The sequence below is a fragment of the Pseudomonas sp. CFBP 8772 genome, assembly GCF_014841665.1.
Taxonomy (GTDB): domain Bacteria; phylum Pseudomonadota; class Gammaproteobacteria; order Pseudomonadales; family Pseudomonadaceae; genus Aquipseudomonas; species Aquipseudomonas graminis_B.
In genome coordinates, this window is record NZ_JACYUI010000006.1 from 22,518 (window position 1) to 42,810 (window position 20,293).

19 protein-coding genes are annotated in these 20,293 nt (G+C 60.2%); 6 read left to right on the top strand and 13 right to left on the bottom strand.

What is annotated here, in order from left to right; translation table 11 throughout:
• The first annotated feature begins 68 nt into the window (after positions 1-68).
• Entirely contained in the window at positions 69-1,322 is a 1,254-nt protein-coding gene (glyA, locus tag IFT99_RS13715) for a serine hydroxymethyltransferase (protein WP_192132879.1), read from the top strand.
• A gap of 275 nt (positions 1,323-1,597) precedes the next feature.
• Positions 1,598-2,224, top strand: coding sequence for a hypothetical protein (locus IFT99_RS13720; RefSeq protein WP_192132881.1), 627 nt, complete (start codon positions 1,598-1,600; stop codon positions 2,222-2,224).
• A gap of 39 nt (positions 2,225-2,263) precedes the next feature.
• On the opposite strand, the gene yjiA is transcribed toward IFT99_RS13720, so the two are convergent.
• The 3 genes from yjiA to IFT99_RS13735 form a co-directional block, all read right to left on the bottom strand.
• Entirely contained in the window at positions 2,264-3,232 is a 969-nt protein-coding gene (yjiA, locus tag IFT99_RS13725; protein WP_192132883.1) for a GTPase, read from the bottom strand.
• Between the two features lie 132 nt (positions 3,233-3,364).
• Positions 3,365-3,562 (bottom strand): YbdD/YjiX family protein, encoded by a 198-nt coding sequence (locus tag IFT99_RS13730; RefSeq protein ID WP_065987541.1) that lies wholly within the window; start codon positions 3,560-3,562, stop codon positions 3,365-3,367.
• 26 nt (positions 3,563-3,588) lie between these two features.
• Positions 3,589-5,658, bottom strand: a complete 2,070-nt coding sequence (locus IFT99_RS13735) for a carbon starvation CstA family protein (protein ID WP_192132885.1) — start codon at positions 5,656-5,658, stop codon at positions 3,589-3,591.
• A gap of 153 nt (positions 5,659-5,811) precedes the next feature.
• On the opposite strand from IFT99_RS13735, the gene IFT99_RS13740 reads away from it, so the two are divergent.
• Complete coding sequence (locus IFT99_RS13740) at positions 5,812-6,180, top strand: PilZ domain-containing protein (protein WP_192132887.1); 369 nt, start codon at positions 5,812-5,814, stop codon at positions 6,178-6,180.
• Positions 6,181-6,191: 11 nt separating this feature from the next.
• Here the strand turns inward: IFT99_RS13740 and radA are convergent, their stop codons facing one another.
• On the bottom strand, positions 6,192-7,559 hold the full coding sequence (gene radA / locus IFT99_RS13745; RefSeq protein WP_074888638.1) for a DNA repair protein RadA: 1,368 nt from the start codon (positions 7,557-7,559) through the stop codon (positions 6,192-6,194).
• 199 nt (positions 7,560-7,758) lie between these two features.
• Between radA and mscL the strand changes: the two genes are divergently transcribed.
• Positions 7,759-8,208, top strand: coding sequence for a large-conductance mechanosensitive channel protein MscL (gene mscL / locus IFT99_RS13750; protein ID WP_065987544.1), 450 nt, complete (start codon positions 7,759-7,761; stop codon positions 8,206-8,208).
• A gap of 239 nt (positions 8,209-8,447) precedes the next feature.
• On the opposite strand, the gene IFT99_RS13755 is transcribed toward mscL, so the two are convergent.
• Positions 8,448-9,224: a ferredoxin--NADP reductase gene (locus tag IFT99_RS13755; RefSeq protein ID WP_192132889.1), complete on the bottom strand. Its 777-nt coding sequence runs from the start codon at positions 9,222-9,224 to the stop codon at positions 8,448-8,450.
• A gap of 319 nt (positions 9,225-9,543) precedes the next feature.
• On the opposite strand from IFT99_RS13755, the gene IFT99_RS13760 reads away from it, so the two are divergent.
• Both IFT99_RS13760 and IFT99_RS13765 read left to right on the top strand, forming a co-directional pair.
• Complete coding sequence (locus IFT99_RS13760) at positions 9,544-9,792, top strand: helix-turn-helix transcriptional regulator (protein WP_065987546.1); 249 nt, start codon at positions 9,544-9,546, stop codon at positions 9,790-9,792.
• 159 nt (positions 9,793-9,951) lie between these two features.
• Complete coding sequence (locus IFT99_RS13765) at positions 9,952-11,076, top strand: methyltransferase (protein ID WP_065987547.1); 1,125 nt, start codon at positions 9,952-9,954, stop codon at positions 11,074-11,076.
• Between the two features lie 82 nt (positions 11,077-11,158).
• On the opposite strand, the gene IFT99_RS13770 is transcribed toward IFT99_RS13765, so the two are convergent.
• The 8 genes from IFT99_RS13770 to IFT99_RS13805 form a co-directional block, all read right to left on the bottom strand.
• The gene (locus IFT99_RS13770; RefSeq protein ID WP_065987548.1) at positions 11,159-11,359 is read right to left on the bottom strand and encodes a DUF2474 domain-containing protein; all 201 of its coding nucleotides are present in this window, start codon (positions 11,357-11,359) and stop codon (positions 11,159-11,161) included.
• Positions 11,360-11,416: 57 nt separating this feature from the next.
• A complete protein-coding gene (gene cydB / locus IFT99_RS13775) occupies positions 11,417-12,424 on the bottom strand; it encodes a cytochrome d ubiquinol oxidase subunit II (RefSeq protein WP_065987549.1) in 1,008 nt (335 codons plus the stop codon).
• A gap of 3 nt (positions 12,425-12,427) precedes the next feature.
• On the bottom strand, positions 12,428-13,867 hold the full coding sequence (locus IFT99_RS13780) for a cytochrome ubiquinol oxidase subunit I (protein WP_065987550.1): 1,440 nt from the start codon (positions 13,865-13,867) through the stop codon (positions 12,428-12,430).
• A 337-nt stretch (positions 13,868-14,204) separates the two neighbouring features.
• A complete protein-coding gene (locus IFT99_RS13785; protein ID WP_192132890.1) occupies positions 14,205-15,140 on the bottom strand; it encodes an alpha/beta hydrolase in 936 nt (311 codons plus the stop codon).
• A gap of 39 nt (positions 15,141-15,179) precedes the next feature.
• On the bottom strand, positions 15,180-16,121 hold the full coding sequence (gene choX / locus IFT99_RS13790) for a choline ABC transporter substrate-binding protein (protein ID WP_065987552.1): 942 nt from the start codon (positions 16,119-16,121) through the stop codon (positions 15,180-15,182).
• Positions 16,122-16,374: 253 nt separating this feature from the next.
• Positions 16,375-18,594: a xanthine dehydrogenase family protein molybdopterin-binding subunit gene (locus tag IFT99_RS13795; protein ID WP_192132892.1), complete on the bottom strand. Its 2,220-nt coding sequence runs from the start codon at positions 18,592-18,594 to the stop codon at positions 16,375-16,377.
• On the bottom strand, positions 18,594-19,580 hold the full coding sequence (locus IFT99_RS13800) for an FAD binding domain-containing protein (protein ID WP_192132894.1): 987 nt from the start codon (positions 19,578-19,580) through the stop codon (positions 18,594-18,596). The genes IFT99_RS13795 and IFT99_RS13800 overlap by 1 nt, the downstream gene beginning before the upstream one ends.
• The gene (locus tag IFT99_RS13805; protein WP_192132896.1) at positions 19,577-20,101 is read right to left on the bottom strand and encodes a (2Fe-2S)-binding protein; all 525 of its coding nucleotides are present in this window, start codon (positions 20,099-20,101) and stop codon (positions 19,577-19,579) included. The genes IFT99_RS13800 and IFT99_RS13805 overlap by 4 nt, the downstream gene beginning before the upstream one ends.
• Between the last annotated feature and the right edge of the window lie 192 nt (positions 20,102-20,293).

Below are 20,293 nucleotides of genomic sequence, written 5' to 3' on the forward strand. Positions count from 1 at the left end.
ATATGCCAGATAAAACCCGATGGGTTAGAATGCCCCCCTTTTCTACTGCCCGATCCTCGAGGACCGCCATGTTCAGCCGCAATTTGACCATCGCCAAGTACGACTCCGACCTGTACGCCGCCATGGAACAGGAAGCCAAGCGTCAGGAAGATCACATCGAGCTGATCGCCTCGGAGAACTACACCAGCCCGGCCGTCATGGAAGCCCAGGGCTCGGTCCTCACCAACAAGTACGCTGAAGGCTACCCCGGCAAGCGTTACTACGGCGGCTGCGAATACGTCGACATCGTCGAGCAACTGGCCATCGACCGCGCCAAGCAACTGTTCGGCGCCGATTACGCCAACGTCCAGCCACACGCGGGTTCCCAGGCCAACAGCGCGGTGTACCTGGCGCTGCTCAATGCTGGCGACACCATCCTGGGCATGAGCCTGGCACACGGCGGTCACCTTACCCACGGCGCCAGCGTTTCTTCCTCGGGCAAGCTGTACAACGCCGTTCAGTACGGCATCGACGGCAACGGCCTGATCGACTACGACGAAGTCGAGCGTCTGGCTGTTGAGCACAAACCAAAGATGATCGTTGCCGGTTTCTCGGCCTACTCGCAGATCCTCGACTTCCCGCGTTTCCGCGCCATCGCAGACAAGGTCGGCGCTTACCTGTTCGTCGACATGGCGCACGTAGCCGGTCTTGTCGCTGCAGGCGTTTACCCGAACCCTGTTCCCTTCGCTGACGTCGTCACCACCACCACCCACAAAACCCTGCGCGGCCCTCGTGGCGGCCTGATCCTGGCGCGCGCCAATGCCGAGATCGAGAAGAAGCTGAACTCTGCTGTCTTCCCGGGCGGTCAGGGCGGTCCTCTGGAGCACGTCATCGCGGCCAAGGCGATCTGCTTCAAGGAAGCGCTGCAGCCTGAGTTCAAAACCTACCAGGAACAGGTCGTGAAGAACGCCAAGGCCATGGCCGGCGTGTTCATCGAGCGTGGTTTCGACGTGGTGTCCGGCGGTACTGAAAACCACCTGTTCCTGCTGTCGCTGATCAAGCAGGACATCTCCGGTAAAGACGCCGACGCCGCACTGGGCAAAGCGTTCATCACCGTGAACAAGAACTCGGTGCCAAACGATCCACGCTCCCCGTTCGTCACCTCCGGCCTGCGCTTCGGCACCCCGGCCGTGACCACTCGCGGCTTCAAGGAAGCAGAGTGCAAAGAGCTGGCCGGCTGGATCTGCGACATCCTGGCCGACCTGAACAACGAAGCGGTGATCAACGCCGTTCGCGAGAAGGTCCAGGCCATCTGCGCCAAGCTGCCGGTTTACGGCGCTTGATAGCGGTTGTTTGATGTGAAAAAGCCCGGTTTGTTAGCCGGGCTTTTTTGTGGCAGCGTCCCCGTCTTCGTTGAACATGCGTACAATACGCTGCATATGCGACGCTTCTGAACTCGCGCATAGCATGCTGCCCCGGGCTTCAAAGAACAAAATCTGCTATCAATTTCATTTTTACTTCAAAGTACGCCTTAAACTGTCAAAACTGACAGCAGACACACCCACCTTCCCGTGTAATAGTTATCACTCCTAACAAAGCAACTTCATGGAGAAACACTATGAGTACGGATATTGAAAAATCTTTCGTGGCTACATTGACATACAATGATGGTTCTACTAATAAATACGGCGCGGCAAATGTTGTAGATTTTGACTTTTCATATAACGCGATGGAAGCAGTGAGCTCGTCGAATCTAAACGACAATTTGGTTGCAAAAAATAAGGATACTGCATATTTGTGCGCAAACACCAACGCAAGCAGCGCAGCTCAGCTTTACTTCCGATGGGAGACTGTTGGCAGCGGAGGTCGCTATAGAATATGGGTGAGGAGTGGCCCCAACACCGGAAAACTCCTGTCCATGTCTAACAATGGCTATCTGTACGCAAATGAACACTCTGGTCGCCCCCATCTATTCTGGCTAGCGACGCAGTCCGCTAAAGATCAACCTTGGAAGCATGTAACAGGGGATAGTCTAAGCGGGGGCCGGCTGCTAATTCAACAAGCGGACTCCGAAACTAACCTTAAGGTCCATTCAAAAAATTTTCCCGATTCAAGTGATAAAACAATGTGGTGGTCATACATCACTGCCGAAGTAGGCTCAGAGGAACGATACATCAGCCTAAATATTAAAGACACCAATGTTGATTATGCACCCTCTGACGTTTGGGGCAAGGGTAAAGCGTGAGTTGTTTGGCCATCATATTATTTGATGGCCAAACTTAGCCTATTCTGAGACCATTTCAAACCCCGCCCGGATTTTTTCTTCTGGCAGTTCGTCGGCAATGAACACGATCACGCTTTCGCGCTTTTCGCCTTCTGCCCACTCTACGTCGAAATCAAATCCGTAGAGCTTCAGCACCCCCTGAAACACCAGTTTGCGATCCTCACCGGCGATGTTCAGCACGCCTTTGTAGCGCAGCAGTTGTTTGCCGTGCTCTTCCAGCAACTCGTTCATGAAGGTGCTGAGCCTGTCGATATCCAGCGGCTGGTCACTGCGCAGGACCAGGCTGCTGATCCGGTCGATGGAGCGGCCTGCAGGGGCTGCCGGTCGCAAGGTCATCCCGCCGATGTCAGCGTTGAGGTTGAAGCCGCGCACGTCCAGCAGTTCGGCCAGATCGATCTTGCCGTGCTCGACCACACGGATCGGCGCACGTCGGTTGATGCGGGTCAAGCGCTCGCTCAATGCATTGAAAGCTGCTTCGTCCACCAGATCGGTCTTGCTCACCAGCAGACGATCCGCGAAGCCGATCTGCGCCTGGGCAATGGTCTGCTCCAGGTGCGTGTCGGCATGGGCGGCGTCGACCAGCGTAATGATGCCGTCGAGGATGTAGCGCTCACGCAGCTCCTCGTCGATGAAGAAGGTTTGCGCCACCGGTGCGGGGTCTGCCAGACCGGTGCACTCAATGACCAGCCGATCGAAAGCTATTTCGCCGCTGTCGAGCCGCTCCAGCAAAAGGAATAGCGCTTTGGTCAGGTCGGTGTGAATGGTGCAGCAGACGCAACCGTTGGACAGGGTCATGACCTGCACGGGCTCATCGCCCAGTAATTGGGTATCAACGCCGGCGTCACTGAATTCGTTCTCGATCACGGCGATCTTCAGGCCGTGCTCCTCCTTGAGCAGATGGCGCAGCAAGGTGGTTTTGCCGGCGCCGAGAAAGCCGCTGAGGATCGTGACGGGGATAGGTGTGAACAAAAAAAAGACCTCGATTCGCTGAAAAAAAACAGGAGTGAGATTGCTGGCGATTCGAAATGTCAGTCAGTACAGCGGCGACTGAATTAACGCATCGCGAGCAAGCTCACTCCTGCATGACCAGGGGTCACTTCATTAGCAACACTTGGGCCCGCCCTTCCCGCCGTAACGGGCGTCCTGGCGTTCCCGGAAGAACGCTTCGTAGGACATCACCGGCTTGTCCGGGTGAGTCTTCTGCATATGCTCAACGTAGTTGTCGTAATCCGGCATGCCCACCATGAGGCGGGCGGCCTGACCGAGATACTTACCCAGGCGACTCAGATCGTTGAACATAGGCAGCTCCTCGCGTTACAGCGCACTCAATGGGTTTCCGGGAACGCCTGGAATGGCGATTCCTTGTCGGTACGCTCCTTCTTGATCCACGCCGCACGCCCCACTTTCAGTGCATAGAACAGAATGCTCAGGACCACGAACAGGAACAGCGTGGTCAGGGTGGCGTTGGTGTAGGCGTTGAAGATCACATGCTGCATCTGGTCCATGGTCTTGGCAGGGGCCAGCACCTGACCGGCATCTGCCGCTGCGCTGTATTTCTTCGCCAGCGCCAGGAAGCCCACCGCAGGGCTCGGGTCGAAGAGCTTGATGAAGCCTGCGGTCACGGTGCAGATCAGTAGCCACGAAGCCGGCAGAATAGTGACCCACACGTACTGTTGGCGCTTCATTTTGATCAGCACGACCGTCGCCAGCATCAGCGCAATACCCGCCAGCATCTGGTTGGAGATACCGAACAATGGCCACAACGTGTTGATCCCGCCCAGCGGATCGATCACGCCCTGATACAGCAGATACCCCCACAGCGCGACACAACCACCGGTGCCGATGGCGTTGGCGGTCCAGGACTCGGTGCGTTTCAGTGCTGGGACAAAACTGCCCAGCAAATCCTGCAGCATGAAGCGGCCGGCACGGGTACCGGCATCGACTGCGGTCAGGATGAACAGCGCTTCAAACAGAATCGCGAAGTGGTACCAGAACGCCATGGTGTTCTGACCCGGGAACGCCTGGTGCAGGATCTGAGCGATCCCCACGGCCAGGGTCGGTGCACCACCGGCACGTGCCAGCACAGTGTTTTCGCCGATGTCCTTCGCCACCGCGGTCAATTGATCCGGCGTGATGAGGAAGCCCCAACTGCTGACCATCTGCGCGACCGAATTGACGTCGGAGCCGACGATAGCCGCCGGGCTGTTCATCGCGAAGTACACGCCTGGCTCGATGACCGAAGCCGCGACCATCGCCATGATCGCCACGAACGACTCCATCAGCATGCCGCCGTAACCGATGTAACGGGCGTTGACTTCGTTATCCAGCAGCTTAGGCGTGGTGCCCGAAGAAATCAGCGCGTGGAAACCGGATACCGCGCCACAGGCGATGGTGATGAACAGGAACGGAAACAGGGTGCCTTTCCAGACCGGACCGGTGCCGTCGGTGAACTGCGTCAGCGCAGGCATTTTAAGCTCAGGCGCGAGAATCAGGATGCCGATCGCCAGGGCGATGATGGTGCCGATTTTCAGGAACGTGGACAGGTAGTCGCGAGGCGCCAGTACCAGCCAGACCGGGAGCATGGCGGCGACAAAGCCGTAGCCGACCAGCATCCAGGTGATCTGAACGCCAGTGAACGTGAACATCGGCGCCCACTCAGGACTCGCTGCCACCAGACCACCAACCCAGATCGACAGCAGCAACAGCACGACGCCCACCACCGAGATCTCGCCGATACGGCCCGGACGTATGAAGCGCATGTAGATGCCCATAAACATCGCGATCGGAATCGTTGCCATGACCGTGAACATGCCCCATGGGCTCTCGGCCAGTGCCTTGACGACGATCAGCGCCAGCACCGCAAGGATGATGATCATGATCAGGAAGCAGCCGAACAACGCAATGGTGCCGGGAATGCGGCCCATTTCTTCGCGGACCATGTCGCCCAGAGAGCGCCCGTTACGGCGCGTGGAAAGGAACAGGATCATGAAGTCCTGAACCGCACCGGCCAGCACGACACCGGCAATCAGCCACAGCGTACCGGGCAGATACCCCATCTGCGCGGCGAGCACCGGACCGACAAGAGGGCCGGCGCCGGCAATGGCAGCGAAGTGGTGACCGAAGAGGATGTGTTTATTGGTGGGAACGTAGTCGAGCCCGTCATTTTTCAGCACTGCGGGGGTGGCCCGGGTCGGGTCGAGTTGCATGACCTTAGTTGCGATGAACAGGCTGTAGTAACGATAAGCGACCAGATAAATGGCCACTGCGGCGACCACAATCCAGAGTGCGTTGATCGCCTCCCCGCGACGCAACGCAACCACTCCCAGCGCCCAGGCCCCAAGGATGGCAACCATCAGCCAGGGCACGTGGCGCAGCAGACCATTATTGTTTTTCATTTTTTTTGATTCCAACTGAGTGGACTTATTTTTATTCAGCAAGCGGAGTTTAGCGCCGCCGGAGCGAAAGGCTACCCCCACGATGGTCTAGCGCGATATTTGTCCTATAGTCAACGCAGTGGGCGCTTGAGGCGCAGAAGGAGTAGTAGCGTAATGACCGAGAATCACAATGAACGTCGTCGCTTCAAACGCGTTGCATTCGACGCGAAAACCAAACTCAGCCAGGGCGAGCAGACCTGGACGGTTCAGCTGATCGACCTGTCGCTCAAGGGGCTGCTGATCGAAAAACCCTCGCCTTGGGAGGGTGATGCCAACCAGCGCTTCATGGTCGACATCGAGTTGCAGGACGGTATAGACGTCGTGATGGAGGTGCAGCTGACCCACGATGATCACAATCACCTGGGATTTGTCTGCAAGCACATCGAGCTCGATTCAGTGACGCACCTGCGCCGACTGATCGAACTCAACATTGCCGATCACGATGAACTGGAGCGCGAGCTGGGTGCGCTGATACATCTATAGGGCGCGCCGCCTTATTCGAACAACGCGTCCAGCGCTTGATCAAGGCGAGTCACGCCGATCACCGTCAGGCCGGGCGGCGACTCTTTCGGGGCGTTGCCCTTGGGCACGATGGCGCGCTTGAAGCCGTGCTTGGCCGCCTCTTTGAGTCGCTCCTGCCCACTGGGCACGGGGCGCACTTCTCCCGACAAGCCCACTTCACCGAACACCAGCAAGTCGCCCGGCAGCGCCCGGTTACGCAGGCTGGACATCACGGCGGCCATCAAGGCCAGGTCGGAAGCGGTTTCCAGCACTTTCACCCCGCCCACGACGTTGAGAAACACATCCTGGTCATGGGTGGGAATGCCGCCGTGGCGGTGCAGTACGGCCAGCAACATGGCGAGCCGGTTTTGATCCAGCCCCAACGTCACACGACGCGGGTTGGACAGGTGGCTGTCATCGACCAGCGCCTGCACTTCGACCAGCATCGGCCGGGTGCCTTCCCACGTGGCCATGACCACGCTGCCCGCGACTTCTTCCTGCGCGCGGGTGAGAAAGATCGCCGAGGGATTCGAGACTTCTTTCAAACCTTTGTCGGTCATGCCGAAAACGCCCAGTTCGTTGACGGCACCAAAGCGGTTCTTCACGGCGCGCAGCAAGCGCAGGCGGCCATCGGACTCACCTTCGAAATACAACACGGTGTCGACCATGTGCTCCAGGACGCGAGGCCCGGCCAGCGCGCCTTCTTTGGTCACGTGGCCGACCAGGAAGATCGCGGTACCGCTCTGCTTGGCGTATCGCACCAGCAACGCGGCGCTCTCGCGCACCTGGGATACGCCGCCGGGCGCAGATTGCAGCTGTTCGGTGAAGATGGTCTGGATCGAATCGATCACCATGACCTTCGGCTGCTCGATGCGCGCCGTGGCAATGATGGTTTCGATGCAGGTCTCGGTCATGACCCGCAGCTTGTCCTGGGGCAGGCCAAGCCTGCGGGCACGCATCGCGACCTGCTGCTGCGACTCTTCGCCGGTGACGTACAGCGCCGGCATGCGCTCGGCAATGGCGCAGAGGGTCTGCAACAGAATGGTCGACTTGCCAATGCCGGGGTCACCGCCGATCAGCACGACCGAGCCATCTACCAGGCCGCCGCCAAGGACGCGATCCAGTTCAGTGGAGTTGGTGGAAAAACGCGGGATTTCTTCGACACTGACTTCGGCCAGGGTTTTGATCTGTGCCTGTTGGCCGGTCCAGCCGGAACGACCGCTGGGCGCAGCCGCTGTGCTGTTGTCGATTACGGTTTCAACAAGGGTGTTCCATGCGCCGCATTCGCTGCACTGGCCGGCCCATTTGGGAAACGTCGAACCGCACTCGGTGCAGCCGTACATGCGTTTGGCCTTGGCCATGACACCCCCGATGTAAAAAAGGGGCAATCATACCCGATGCGTCAAACCGTCGGGCGCAGCGCTACCGGGCATGCATGCTTTTGGAGGATTAAATAAAACTTACCGGGTCGTACCCGGTCGATTGCATGGTTTAAGCGGGATGCAGCTTGCTGACTTACACTACATTTACCCCTCACATCTGTAACAAAGGAATACACCCATGAGCGTACTAAGCGAGTTCAAAGCCTTTGCCGTAAAAGGAAACGTCGTCGACATGGCCGTCGGTATCATCATCGGCGCGGCATTCGGCAAGATCGTTTCGTCGTTCGTAGGCGATGTAATCATGCCGCCCCTCGGGTTGCTGATCGGCGGCGTGGACTTCAGTGATCTGTCGGTCGTGCTGCGACCTGCGGAAGGTGCCGCGCCAGCGGTGGTGCTGGCTTACGGCAAGTTCATTCAGACCGTGATCGACTTCATCATCGTGGCATTCGCCATCTTCATGGGCGTCAAGGCAATCAACCGCCTGAAACGCGAAGAAGCCAAAGCCCCGACCCTGCCGCCAACGCCGTCCAAAGAAGAACTGCTGCTGGGCGAAATCCGCGATCTGCTGAAAGAGCAGAACAGCAAACCGGCTGCGCCACTGCCAGTGACGCCCGACCGGTTCGTTTAAGGGCTGAGGGCTGCGAGCATCCGGCTGTTTGCTCTGCATACTGAACGCGAGCTTCGCGAGCAAGCTCGCTCCCACAGGATCGGGGGATGGCTCGGAATCACCGCTCGCTGCTGGACGTGTGGGAGCGAGCTTGCTCGCGAAGACGGCATACCGGCCGCTGGAAACTCAGCGGATGCACCCCCATCTAATCGAGCAAGCCCGCTTCTGTGCGGGTCTTGCGATTGCAACGCTGTATGAACCTACCAGTAATTCTCCACCGCAATCTGTCCCGGCTTGCGCGTCAGCGCCAGGCGCATGTCGCGGGTCTTCAGTATCGCGCGGGTGTCTTCGATCATCTGCGGATTGCCGCAAATCATCACCCGTGAGTGCTCGGGTGTCAGCTCCACACCGGCCGCCTTCTCCAACTCACCGGTTTCGATCAGCGTGGTAATCCGTCCGCTGAGCGCCCCCGGATGCGACTCCCTCGTTACCGTCGCGATAAACGTGAACTTGTGAGCGTACTCAGCCAGGTATTCGCGCTGGGTCAGCTCGGCAATCAGCTGCTGGTAGGCCAACTCCCGGGACTCGCGAGCGCTGTACACCAGAATGATGCGCTCGAATTTTTCCCAGACCTCAAAGTCCTGCAGAATCGACAGAAACGGCGCCACGCCAGTGCCCGTGGATAACATCCAGAGGTCGCGACCATCGGTGAAGCGATCCAGGGTCAGGTAACCCACCGCCTGTTTTTCCACCATCAGCGTGTCGCCCTGACGAAGCCGGCTCAACTCGCTGGTGAATTCGCCGTTGGGCACCACGATCGAGAAAAATTCGAGGAATTCATCGAAGGGTGAGGACACCACCGAGTACGCCCGCCACACCGTCGTGCCATCGGGTTTGGTGACGCCCAGACGTGCGAATTGTCCCGCCGTGAAGCGGAAACCGGGATCGCGGGTGGTGCGAAAGGTAAAGAGACTGGGAGTCAGCGGCGTAACGTCCAGCAGCGTTTGCCGGGTGAATTTCTCTGCACTGGCAGTCATGGGGCGCTCCTGGCTCCTGTCTCGCAAAAAAGGGTGATCAGTGTCCCGCAAACCCGCCGCGATAAACACCGTCGGTTTGTAGTGATATCCGCAGCGGACTGAGCGATTTTTAGAGTATTTCGCTATCGGTGTAATCGCGAAGCGGCTCGCAACGGCGCATAACGCTGCCCTAACCTTTTGATTTTATGGCCGTTCAAAGATGCCGCTGGTAGCTCATCAGTCACCACTCCGGCTTGTTCCCCAGGCGCGACGCTTTTGAGGCCGTGATTGTTTCCTAGACTTCGATCAGGACGATCAAGACTGAGCATGGAGGCACGCGATGGACATCGGCAAGAGGGGGGACGGCTGCACGACGAGCGCGGAGACGCTCACCTACAAGGGCCTGACGATTAGGGAGGTAGAGGTATTGAAGTGGTGCGCTACGGGCAAAACGGCGGCAGAAGTCGCGTTGATCCTTGATGTCACAGCGCGCACCGTTAATTTCCACGTGGGCAAAGCCATTCAGAAGATCGGCGCCTGCAACAAGATGTCGGCAGTGGTTCAGGCAACGAAAGACGGGGTGATCTAGGCATAAGGCGACGCTGGGGCGAAGCCAGGACGAAAAGCCCGGTGCGTGTGGGCAAAAAACACGTAAAATCGCCGGCTTCGCGAACCTCGTGATGCCGGCACAGGTGCAACTCCCGCCAGCACGCCGATCACGCCATCAACGACTGGAAACGCTCCGCCCATGCCCCTGCTTACCACCCCGCTTGCCCAGCTCGATCTGATCCGCCAGCCGGAACAGTCGGATGAGCCCTTGCAGGCCTTCGATGCCGCTGACGAGTACCTGCTCAACCACGTCGCTGAACAGGGCGTGACGCTGCAAACACGGGTACTGGTGCTCAACGACAGTTTCGGCGCGCTCGCAGCCAGTCTCGCGCCCCATGCCACAGTGGTCAGCAGCACGGATTCGTACCTCGGCGCCCAGGCTCTGGAAAAGAATCTGGTGCGCAACGGCCTGACCTATGACGCTGTGCCGGTGATCCCAGCCAGCGCGCCGTTGACCGGCCCCTTCGACTGGGTGCTGATTCGCGTGCCGAAGACACTCGCCTTGCTGGAAGAACAGCTGATTCGTTTGCAGGACCAACTGGCCCCGAACGCCAAAGTCGTCGCCGCCGGGATGATCAAGCACCTGCCCCGCTCGGCTGGCGAGCTGATGGAAGAGTACATCGGCCCCGTGCAAGCATCCCTCGCCGTGAAAAAAGCGCGGCTGCTGTTCTGCACCCCTGAGGTCAAAACCGTTCAGCCTTCGCCCTACCCCACCCGTTACACGCTGGACGAGCCGAAGATCGAACTGATCAACCACGCCAACGTGTTTTGCCGTGACGGTCTGGACATCGGCACGCGGGCCTTCCTGCCGTACTTGCCCAAAGGCCTGGGCTCGGCGCGGGTCGCGGATCTGGGCTGCGGCAATGGCGTGCTCGCCATCGCCAGTGCGCTGGACAACCCCGACGCGCATTACACGCTGGTGGACGAGTCGTTCATGGCGGTGCAGTCGGCGCAGGAGAACTGGAGACTTGCCCTCGGCGAGCGGCCGGCGGTGATTCACGCAGGTGACGGGCTGGCGTCGCAGGAACCCGATTCGCTGGACGTCGTCCTGTGTAATCCGCCGTTTCACCAGCAACAAGTGGTCGGCGACTTCCTCGCCTGGCGAATGTTCCAGCAGGCGCGCTCGGCACTGGTCACCGGCGGCGCGCTGTACATCGTCGGCAACCGGCATCTGGGCTATCACAGCAAACTGGCGCGACTGTTCCGGGGCGTGGAGCAAGTGGCGGCGACGCCGAAGTTCGTGATCCTCAAGGCGCGTAAATAGCTCACCGCGCTCGTCGTCCTGACTTCAGATGTGCAGCCAAAAAAAACCCGCCGAGGCGGGTTTTTTATCGAGCGGGAATAACTCAATGCGACTTCATGCCTGCCGCTGTCATGAACATGCGCAGCAGCATGGCGACCACGAACAGCGCCAGCACGCTGCCGGTCCAGATGATCAACAGCCAGCCGATGCGCTGCCACAGTGGCTTGCCTTGCGCTGGATCAACCTCGCGCTTGTGCTCGTTTTGATTCCGACCTTCGTACTGAACAGATTCTTTAACCGACATCGCTAAACCCTCCTCTCCCGCAGTCAGGCCCCGGCAATAACCCGGGGCCACTGGCTGCTAGTGATAGCCGTGTTCGTGGGTGACTTTGCCGCGGAATACGTAATAGCTCCAGAACGTGTAACCCAGGATCAGCGGAATGATGAACAGCGTACCGACCAGCATGAAACCCTGGCTCTGTGGCGGCGAGGCAGCGGCCCAGATGGACACGGTTGGCGGAATGATGTTCGGCCACAAGCTGATGCCCAGACCGCTGTAGCCCAGGAAGATCAGCACCAGTGTCAACAGGAACGGCGCGTAGTTGGCGTTGCGCGCCACCGCTTTGAACAGGCCGTACATCGTTACCATGACCAGCGCCGGCACCGGCATGAACCACAACAGGTTTGGCAGGCTGAACCAGCGATCGGCGATGGCCTGATGGGCCAGTGGCGTCCACAGGCTGACGATCGCCATGACCACCAGCGTGGCCAGGGCCAAAGGTCGTGCCAGATCGTGCATGGCTTTCTGCAACGCCCCTTCGGTCTTCATGATCAGCCAAGTGCAGCCGAGCAATGCGTAGGCCACGATCAGCGCCAGGCCGCAGAAGATCGAGAACGGCGTCAGCCAGTCCAGGCCACCGCCGGCATAGGCTCGGTCGACCACGGGAATGCCGTCGATGTACGCGCCCAGTGCCACGCCCTGGAAGAATGTCGCCACCAGCGAACCGCCGATGAACGCCTTGTCCCACAGGTGGCGCTTGATATCAGTGGCTTTGAAGCGAAACTCGAACGCTACGCCGCGAAAGATCAGCCCGAACAGCATGAAGATCAACGGCAGGTACAGCGCTTCGAGCACGACCGAGTAGGCCAGCGGGAAGGCGCCGAACAAGCCGGCCCCGCCCAGTACCAGCCAGGTTTCATTGCCGTCCCAGACCGGTGCGACGGTGTTCATCATCACGTCGCGGTCCGTCTTGTCCTTCATGAACGGGAACAGTATCCCGATGCCCAGATCGAAGCCGTCCATGATGACGTACATCATGACGCCGAAGATGATGATCACGGCCCAGATCAGTGGAAGATCGATACCCATGGCTCAGTTCCCCTCAGTCAGGCTGTCTTTACGGTGGTCCGTGCTGCTTTCATCAGCAGCAGAGAGAGGACGCGCCGGGGTGCGTTTCTGCCCTGGTCCGCCATGTGCCGGCGTGTCGCCTTCATGGGTTTTTGGCCCTTTGCGCACCAGACGCATCATGTAGCCGAAGCCTGTGCCGAACAGCAGGAAATACACCACCACGAACAGCACCAGAGTGATGCTCAACTGTTCAACGCTGTGTCTGGACACGGCATTCGCCGTGCGCATGATCCCGTAGACCACCCAGGGCTGACGCCCGATTTCGGTGGTAAACCAGCCCGCCAGCATCGCAATCAGACCGGCCGGCCCCATGCACATGACCAGCCGCAGGAACCAGCGATTGGTGTACAGCCCGCCGCGCCAGCGCAACCAGGCACTCCACAGACCGACCGCGATCATCAGCATGCCCAGCGCCACCATGACGCGGAACGACCAGAACACGATCAGCGCATTCGGACGGTCTTCCGGCGGGAAGGACTTCAGCGCCGGGATCTGCTTGTCCAGGCTGTGGGTCAGGATCAGGCTGCCCAGATACGGAATCTCGACCGCGTATTTGGTGCGCTCTTCTTTCATGTCCGGGATGCCGAACAGGATCAGCGGGGTCGGCTCGTCACCGACGTTCTCCCAGTGACCTTCGATCGCTGCGATCTTGGCCGGTTGATGCTCAAGGGTGTTCAGGCCGTGAGCGTCGCCCACCATGGCCTGAATTGGCGCAACGATCAGCGCCATCCACATGGCCATGGACAGCATCCTGCGAATCGCCGGATTGTCACGACCACGCAGCAGATGCCAGGCGGCGGAGGCGCCGACGAAGAACGCCGTGGAGACGAAGGCGGCGATTGCCATGTGCATCAGGCGGTACGGGAACGACGGGTTGAAGATCACCGCGAACCAGTCCACCGGGATGATGCGGCCATCAATGATCTCGAAGCCCTGCGGGGTCTGCATCCAGCTGTTGGAGGCCAGAATCCAGAAGGTCGAAATCAGCGTGCCAACCGCGACCATGGACGTGGCGAAGAAGTGCAGGCCGCGACCGACACGGTTCCAGCCGAACAGCATGACGCCGAGGAAGCCCGCTTCGAGGAAGAACGCCGTGAGCACCTCGTAGGTCAGCAAGGGCCCGGTCACAGCACCGGCGAAATCGGAGAAGCGACTCCAGTTAGTGCCGAACTCGTAGGCCATGACCAACCCGGAAACCACACCCATGCCGAAGTTGACGGCAAAGATTTTCGACCAGAAGTGATAGAGGTCGCGATAAGTGTTGTCATGGGTTTTCAGCCACAAGCCTTCGAGCACCGCGAGGAAGCTCGCCAGACCAATGGTGATGGCAGGGAAAAGAATGTGAAATGAAACAGTGAACGCAAACTGGATTCGGGCGAGATCGAGCGCCTCTAAGCCGAACATAGGTCTTCCTCTATCAGGTGGAACTGGCTTCAGACTTGGGGCCTGCAGCGACTGCCCCCACGGTGTATTGAGTACGAGGTGTGGCCGTTGTTCTCGTGGTTTCGTACTCAGGTCGGCGACCGGGGAGATGCGTCAGGCGGCCAGTTCGACCAATACACGCCAAGGTATTGATCCAGGTCAGCTGACATGGAAAGAGTAGTCCCATTTCGGCACTTGCTCTGCGTGGTCTTTTGTCGCGTGGCGAGTTGACTCACCTTTCAGGGCAGTGCAGTTGACGGGAAGCAGAGCAGAGCGGCGAATCTGCAGCACGGCAGTTAAAACCTCCAGGTGCAAGGCCCTACAAAGGATCGCGAATAAAGCCCAACAGCGCGCAAACCAGCCGCTGATAAAGCGCGTCCACTTCCGGCACCTGGCCTTTGCCCCTGAGACTGCCGTGAAGCAGCCCGAGCCCGGGATCGAACTCGGTGCGCACACCCGCTTCGCGCAATGCACGCTCGTAGCAGACGCCGTCATCACGCAAGGGGTCGAACTGCGCGACAGCAATGAACGCAGGCGCCAGATCATTGAAATTTCCGGCGTCGAGTGGCCGGGCATAGGCCGATTGTTCGTCCGCCGTCATGTAGAGCTGCCGGTAATACGCCAGCTCAGCGGTAGAAAGAAGCGGCGCGTCGGCGCATTCATGGCGCGACGGCAGATCGTTGGCGCCGCCCAGTTCCGGGTAAATCAGCGCCTGCCCCACCGGCTGGCGCTCACCGGAATCGCGCAATGCCAGGCACACTGCAGCGGCAAGATTGCCGCCGGCGCTATCCCCGGCGATGGCGATACGGCGTGGGTCGATGTCCAGCCGCTGTGCGTGTATCTGCAAGGCGTGCCAGACCGCCAGACAGTCGCCGAACCCTGCGGGAAATGGATGTTCGGGCGCCAGCCGGTAATCCACGGCGATGACCACGGCATTGAGGTCGGCCGCCAGTGCCGCGGTCAGAAAGTCGTGGGAATCGAGATCGCCCACCACCCAGCCGCCGCCGTGGAGGTACATCACGCACGGCGCCGGGCGTTCGAGGGACAATCGCTGAGGCCGGTAACTGCGCACCGCCACGCCGCCGAGGGCGAAGTCCCTTACATCGAGCTGCCCCGGACGGGCGGGCGTGAACGCTTCACTCATCCGGGAATACGCGCGGCGCTGCTCGTTGATGTCCTCGGACGTGCTGCTGAAACTCAGGGTATGGGTCACGAACGCCGACATTTCGGGGGACAGCGGGTAAGACGTGGGCATTGGCTGCTCCAGCCCGAGCCCTTGGCCAGGCGTGCTTGGTTACTTGTTCACCGCCACTTGCACGGCGGACGCTGCGTCTTTGCCATCGAAGGTTGTCACGCCATCCAGCCAGCGCTTCATGTCTTCAGGATGATCCTTGAGCCACTGGCGAGCAACGTCGGTTGGCGCCTTGCGGTCCATGATCGGCACCATCATCTGGCTTTCCTGAGCGGCCGTGAACTTCAGGTTGCTCATCAGCTTGCTGACGTTCGGGCAGCGCGATGCGTAATCCGGCGCCGTGACCACGGAAACGGTCGCAGCCCCTTCACCCGGCCCGAACACATCTTCGCTGCCGGTCAGGTAGGCGATCTTCATGTTGATGTTCATTGGGTGCGGGGTCCAGCCAACGAATACCACCCATTCATTACGCTTGATCGCACGCTGCACCGCCGCGAGCATGCCCGCCTCTCCGGACTCGACCAACTGGAAACCGCCGAGCCCGAACTGGTTCTTCTCGATCATGCCCTTGATGTTGGCGTTGGCGCCGGTGCCGGGCTCGATGCCATAGATCTTGCCACCCAGTTTGTCCTTGAATTTGGCGATATCGCCGAATGTTTTTAATCCGCCTGACGCCACGTAATCCGGCACCGCCAGGGTTGCCTGGGCATCACTCATGCTCGGCACGTCGAGGACTTTGACCTGATTGGCGGCCACAAAGGGCGCAATGTTTTTGTCCATCGCCGGCTTCCAGTAACCCATGAACACGTCGAGTCGATCGTCACGCAAACCGCCGAAGACGATTTGCTGAGCGGCGCTGGTCTGTTTGACCTCGTAGCCCATGTTCTGAAGCAGCACTTCGGCAACAGCGCTGGTGGCGACGACGTCCGTCCAGTTGACCACACCCATGCGCACGTTTTGGCATTTGGCGGCTTCTGCAGCCATCAGGGCGTTGCTGCTCAGCATCAACACAGCGCAACTGATATGACGAATAAATGAGTTCATGGGTGCTCCTCGGGTCGGCTCGTTATTTTATTCAGCTCTTTTCGGCAGTTTTTCAAGGCTTGAAGACCCACGGCAATTCGGTGGCTGCCGCGTTGGTGCAAGGTACGCAGCAGGCCTGAGCAACAAGCGCACCAGCGCGACCTGTGCTTGCACTGGGGCGACATTGAATGAGGGGGATTCGAGGGCGCAGCAGAGAAAATCATCGTTCCCACGCAGAGCGTGAGAACGATCAGGGCACAAGGTACGGCGTTGGTTACAGCACTTTATCCAGCGTGATCGGGAATTCCCGAACCCGCTTGCCCGTGGCGTGGTAGATGGCATTGGCAATGGCCGAGGCCACGCCGACGATGCCGATCTCGCCCACACCCTTGGAGCCCAGGTCATTGACGATGCTGTCGTTCTCTTCCACGAACAGCACCTCGATCTCGCCGATGTCCGCGTTCACCGGAATGTGATACTCGGCCAGGCTGTGGTTCATGAAGCGCCCGAGGGTGTGGTCGGTCTGGCTTTCTTCCTGCAACGCCTGACCGATACCCCAGACCACGCCGCCGAGAATCTGGCTGCGCGCGGTTTTCGGATTGACCACACGGCCCGCCGCAACGGCGTCGACCACCCGATTGACGCGGACAGTGCCCAGGTCTTCGTCCACCAGCACTTCGACGAATACCGCCGAGTGCGTTGCCGTCGAATAGCCTTCGCGCTTGTCGTCAGGCTTGGCGTCGATCTGCACTTCAAGCGTCTCGTGGGACGACTCGCGGACGATGTCGGCGTAAGCAAAACGCTCATCGTCGATGAGCAAGTAGCCGTCGCCACAGACAACATCGGCCATGTCCACCACCGCGTGTTGCGGATGCGCCATGCGCACGGCGTCGAGCAACTTGGCGCGCAAGGCACGACAGGCCTGCTGCACCGCCGTGCCCACGGACGACACCGTGAACGAGCCACCCTGCAATGGCGACGTCGGCAGCGACGAATCACCCAGTACGAAGGTGACGTCCTCAGGCTTCACGCCAGCGGCCTCAGCGGCGATCTGGGTCATGACCGTGTAAGTGCCAGTGCCGATGTCGGTGGTGGCGCTGCTGACGGTGATCTTGCCGCTGCTATCGATACTGGCCTTGGCGCTGGCGGGCATCTGCATGGCTTCCCATACACCTCCGGCCATGCCCCAACCCACCAGTTGCCGGCCCTGACGCATGCTGCGCGGCTCTGGGTTGCGCTTGCTCCAGCCGAAACGCTCGGCGCCTTGTTCGTAACACGCCAGCAGTTCTTTACTGGAGTAAGGCTTGCCTTCGTTGCCGTTGCTGTCGGCAAAGTTGACCACTCGCAGCTGCACGGGGTCGATACCGGCCGCAATGGCCAGCTCGTCCATCGCACATTCCAGCGCGACCATGCCGGAAGCAGCGCCCGGTGCGCGCATGTCCAGCGGCGTGTAAACGTCCAGCGGCGCGAGCTTGTAGCTCAATGCCACGTTGTCGCACTGATAGAGCATGCCGCTCCATTCAACGACGTGCTCGGCAAAGTCTTCAAAGCGCGAGGTCTGACCGATGGCGTCGTGGGCCACCGCCATCAGCTTGCCGTCTTTGGACGCCCCGAGCCGCATGTGCTGCAAGGTTTGCGGACGATAGCCGAAGGTAAACATCTGCTGGCGGGTCAGGGTCAGACGCACCGAACGCTGGAGCTTCAATGCCGCCATGACGGCCAGGGGCAGCTGGTATTGCGGACGCAGGCCGGAACCGAAGGCGCCACCGACGAAGGCGGCGAGGATGCGGATCTTCTCTTTCTCCAGACCGAACACACTGTGCAGGTAGTCCTGGCAGTTCTGCGTGCCTTGGGTTTTATCGTGGATCTCCAGGCTGCCGTCAGCCTTGAAGAACACCGTGGAGGCGTGCGGCTCCATCGGGTTGTGGTGTTCGTTGGGCGTGCTGTAGTGGCTGTCGACCGTGACCGCCGCCTGGGCGAATGCGCCCGAAAAATCCCCACGCGGTTTCGGCGTTTCGGCCGGCGCGGTGTGGGCGTCACTCTGACCCACACTGAGGTCGGTCTGGTGCGGCTTGGTTTCGTACTCGATGCGCACGAGGGAGCCGGCATGCCGCGCCAGTTCAAGGGTGTCTGCCACCACCAGCGCCAGAGGCTGGCCGCTGTAAAGCACGTGGTCGTTGTAGAACGGGCGGAACGGCGAGCCTTCGGCGGCGTCGGCGTCCTGATAGTCCTCGTCATAGCTGGCGATGTGCGGGCGATTGGTGTGATCGATAACCGCGATCACGCCAGGAACTGCCAGCGCTTGCGAGGCATCGATACGCACGACGCGACCCAAGGCGATAGTGCTGGAGACCACGCTGGCATGCAGCAAGCCTGCCTCCGGGTACTCGCCGGCGTAGCGGGCCTGGCCGGTGACTTTCAGGCGTCCATCGACGCGGTCCATCGGTTGGCCCAGCGCGGAGGCCGTTCCCGGGGTGGGTGTATTGGCGTTCATTAAACAGTTCCTCCCAAGGTGGCATCGCTCAAGGCGCGAACGATCGCGCGGCGGGCCAGCTTGATCTTGAAAGCGTTGTGCGCCAGCGGCTGAGCGTCGCGCAGCATCGCGTCGGCGGCGGCAACAAAGTTTTCCCGCGAGACCGGCTGACCTTTGAGCGACTGCTCGACGGCCGTGTCGCGCCAAGGTTTGTGCGCCACGCCACCCAGGGCTATGCGCACGTCACGGATGACGTCGCCATCAAGCTCGACAGCAGCGGCCACTGAAATCAGGGCAAAGGCGTAAGACGCGCGGTCACGGATTTTCAGGTAGTGGCTGTGCTGCTGAAAACGTGGCGCTGGCAGCTCGACAGCGGTGATCAGTTCATCGTCGGCGAGCTGGTTGTCGCGCTGCGGCGCATCTCCCGGCAAGCGATGGAAGTCAGCGAACTCGATCACCCGGGCACCGGCGCGCCCCTGGACGTGGACGCGGGCTTCGAGCGCAGCCAGGGCCACGCACATGTCCGAGGGGTGAGTCGCGACGCAGGCATCGCTGGCGCCCAGGATCGCGTGGATGCGGTTCAGGCCCTCTTTCGCCGGGCAACCCGTGCCAGGCTCGCGCTTGTTGCACGGCACGGTTGAGTCGTAGAAGTAGTAGCAGCGGGTGCGCTGCAGCAGGTTGCCACCGGTGCTCGCCATGTTGCGCAACTGCGGCGAGGCGCCCGCCAGAATGGCTTGGGACAGCAGCGGATAATCGCGCTCGATCAGCGGATGCCAGGCCAGGTCGGCGTTACTCACCAGCGCGCCGATCATCAGGCCGCCACTGACGGTTGCTCGGACGTCTTTGAGCGGCAGCCCGGTGATGTCGATCAGGTGCTCGGGGCGGGCGACGTTTTCTTTCATCAAATCCAGCAGGTTCGTACCGCCTGCGATGAACCGGCTGGCAGGACCTGCAAGATTGACCGCCTGAGCAATGTCGGAAGGCTTGCTGTAGCTGAAGGGATTCATTGGCCGCGCCCTCCCTGATCCGGTGCGGCATTCATTGATGGCAAGACTTCCACCACCGCCGCGCGGATATTGCTGTAGGCGCCGCACCGGCACAGGTTACCGCTCATCAGTTCTTTCACTTCGTCGTCGGTGCTGGCGCGGCCTTCATTGGCCAGGCCGACTGCCGAGCAGATCTGCCCGGGCGTGCAGTAGCCGCACTGGAAGGCGTCATGTTTGATGAACGCTTGCTGCATCGGGTGCAGCGTGTCGCCTTCGGCAAGCCCTTCGATCGTGGTCAGCTCGGCGCCGTCACACATGATCGCCAGGGTCAGGCACGCATTGATGCGTTTGCCATCGCGCAGCACGGTGCATGCACCGCATTGGCCGTGGTCACAGCCCTTTTTGGTGCCGAACAGATCGAGCTGCTCGCGCAGCAGATCCAGCAGCGTGGTCCAGGGCTGCACGTCCACTTGTCGGGTCTGGCCGTTCAACGTCAGGGCGATGGAATGCCCTGCGAACGCCTGTTCATTGGTTGCACTCATGGGAAGCCTCACGGTAGGTACTCGATCAGCGCAGTGATCTGCGTCTTAAGGGGTACGACTTGTGCGGTTTCGGAAACGTTCAGGGTTTGTGATGAGCGTTTTGACGCAGCGGGGCGCCCGGATGAGGCAAGCCGATCCGGACATTTGCAATCCGACGACACGCGCCAGGCCCCATCGCCCGGAGCTGCTGGT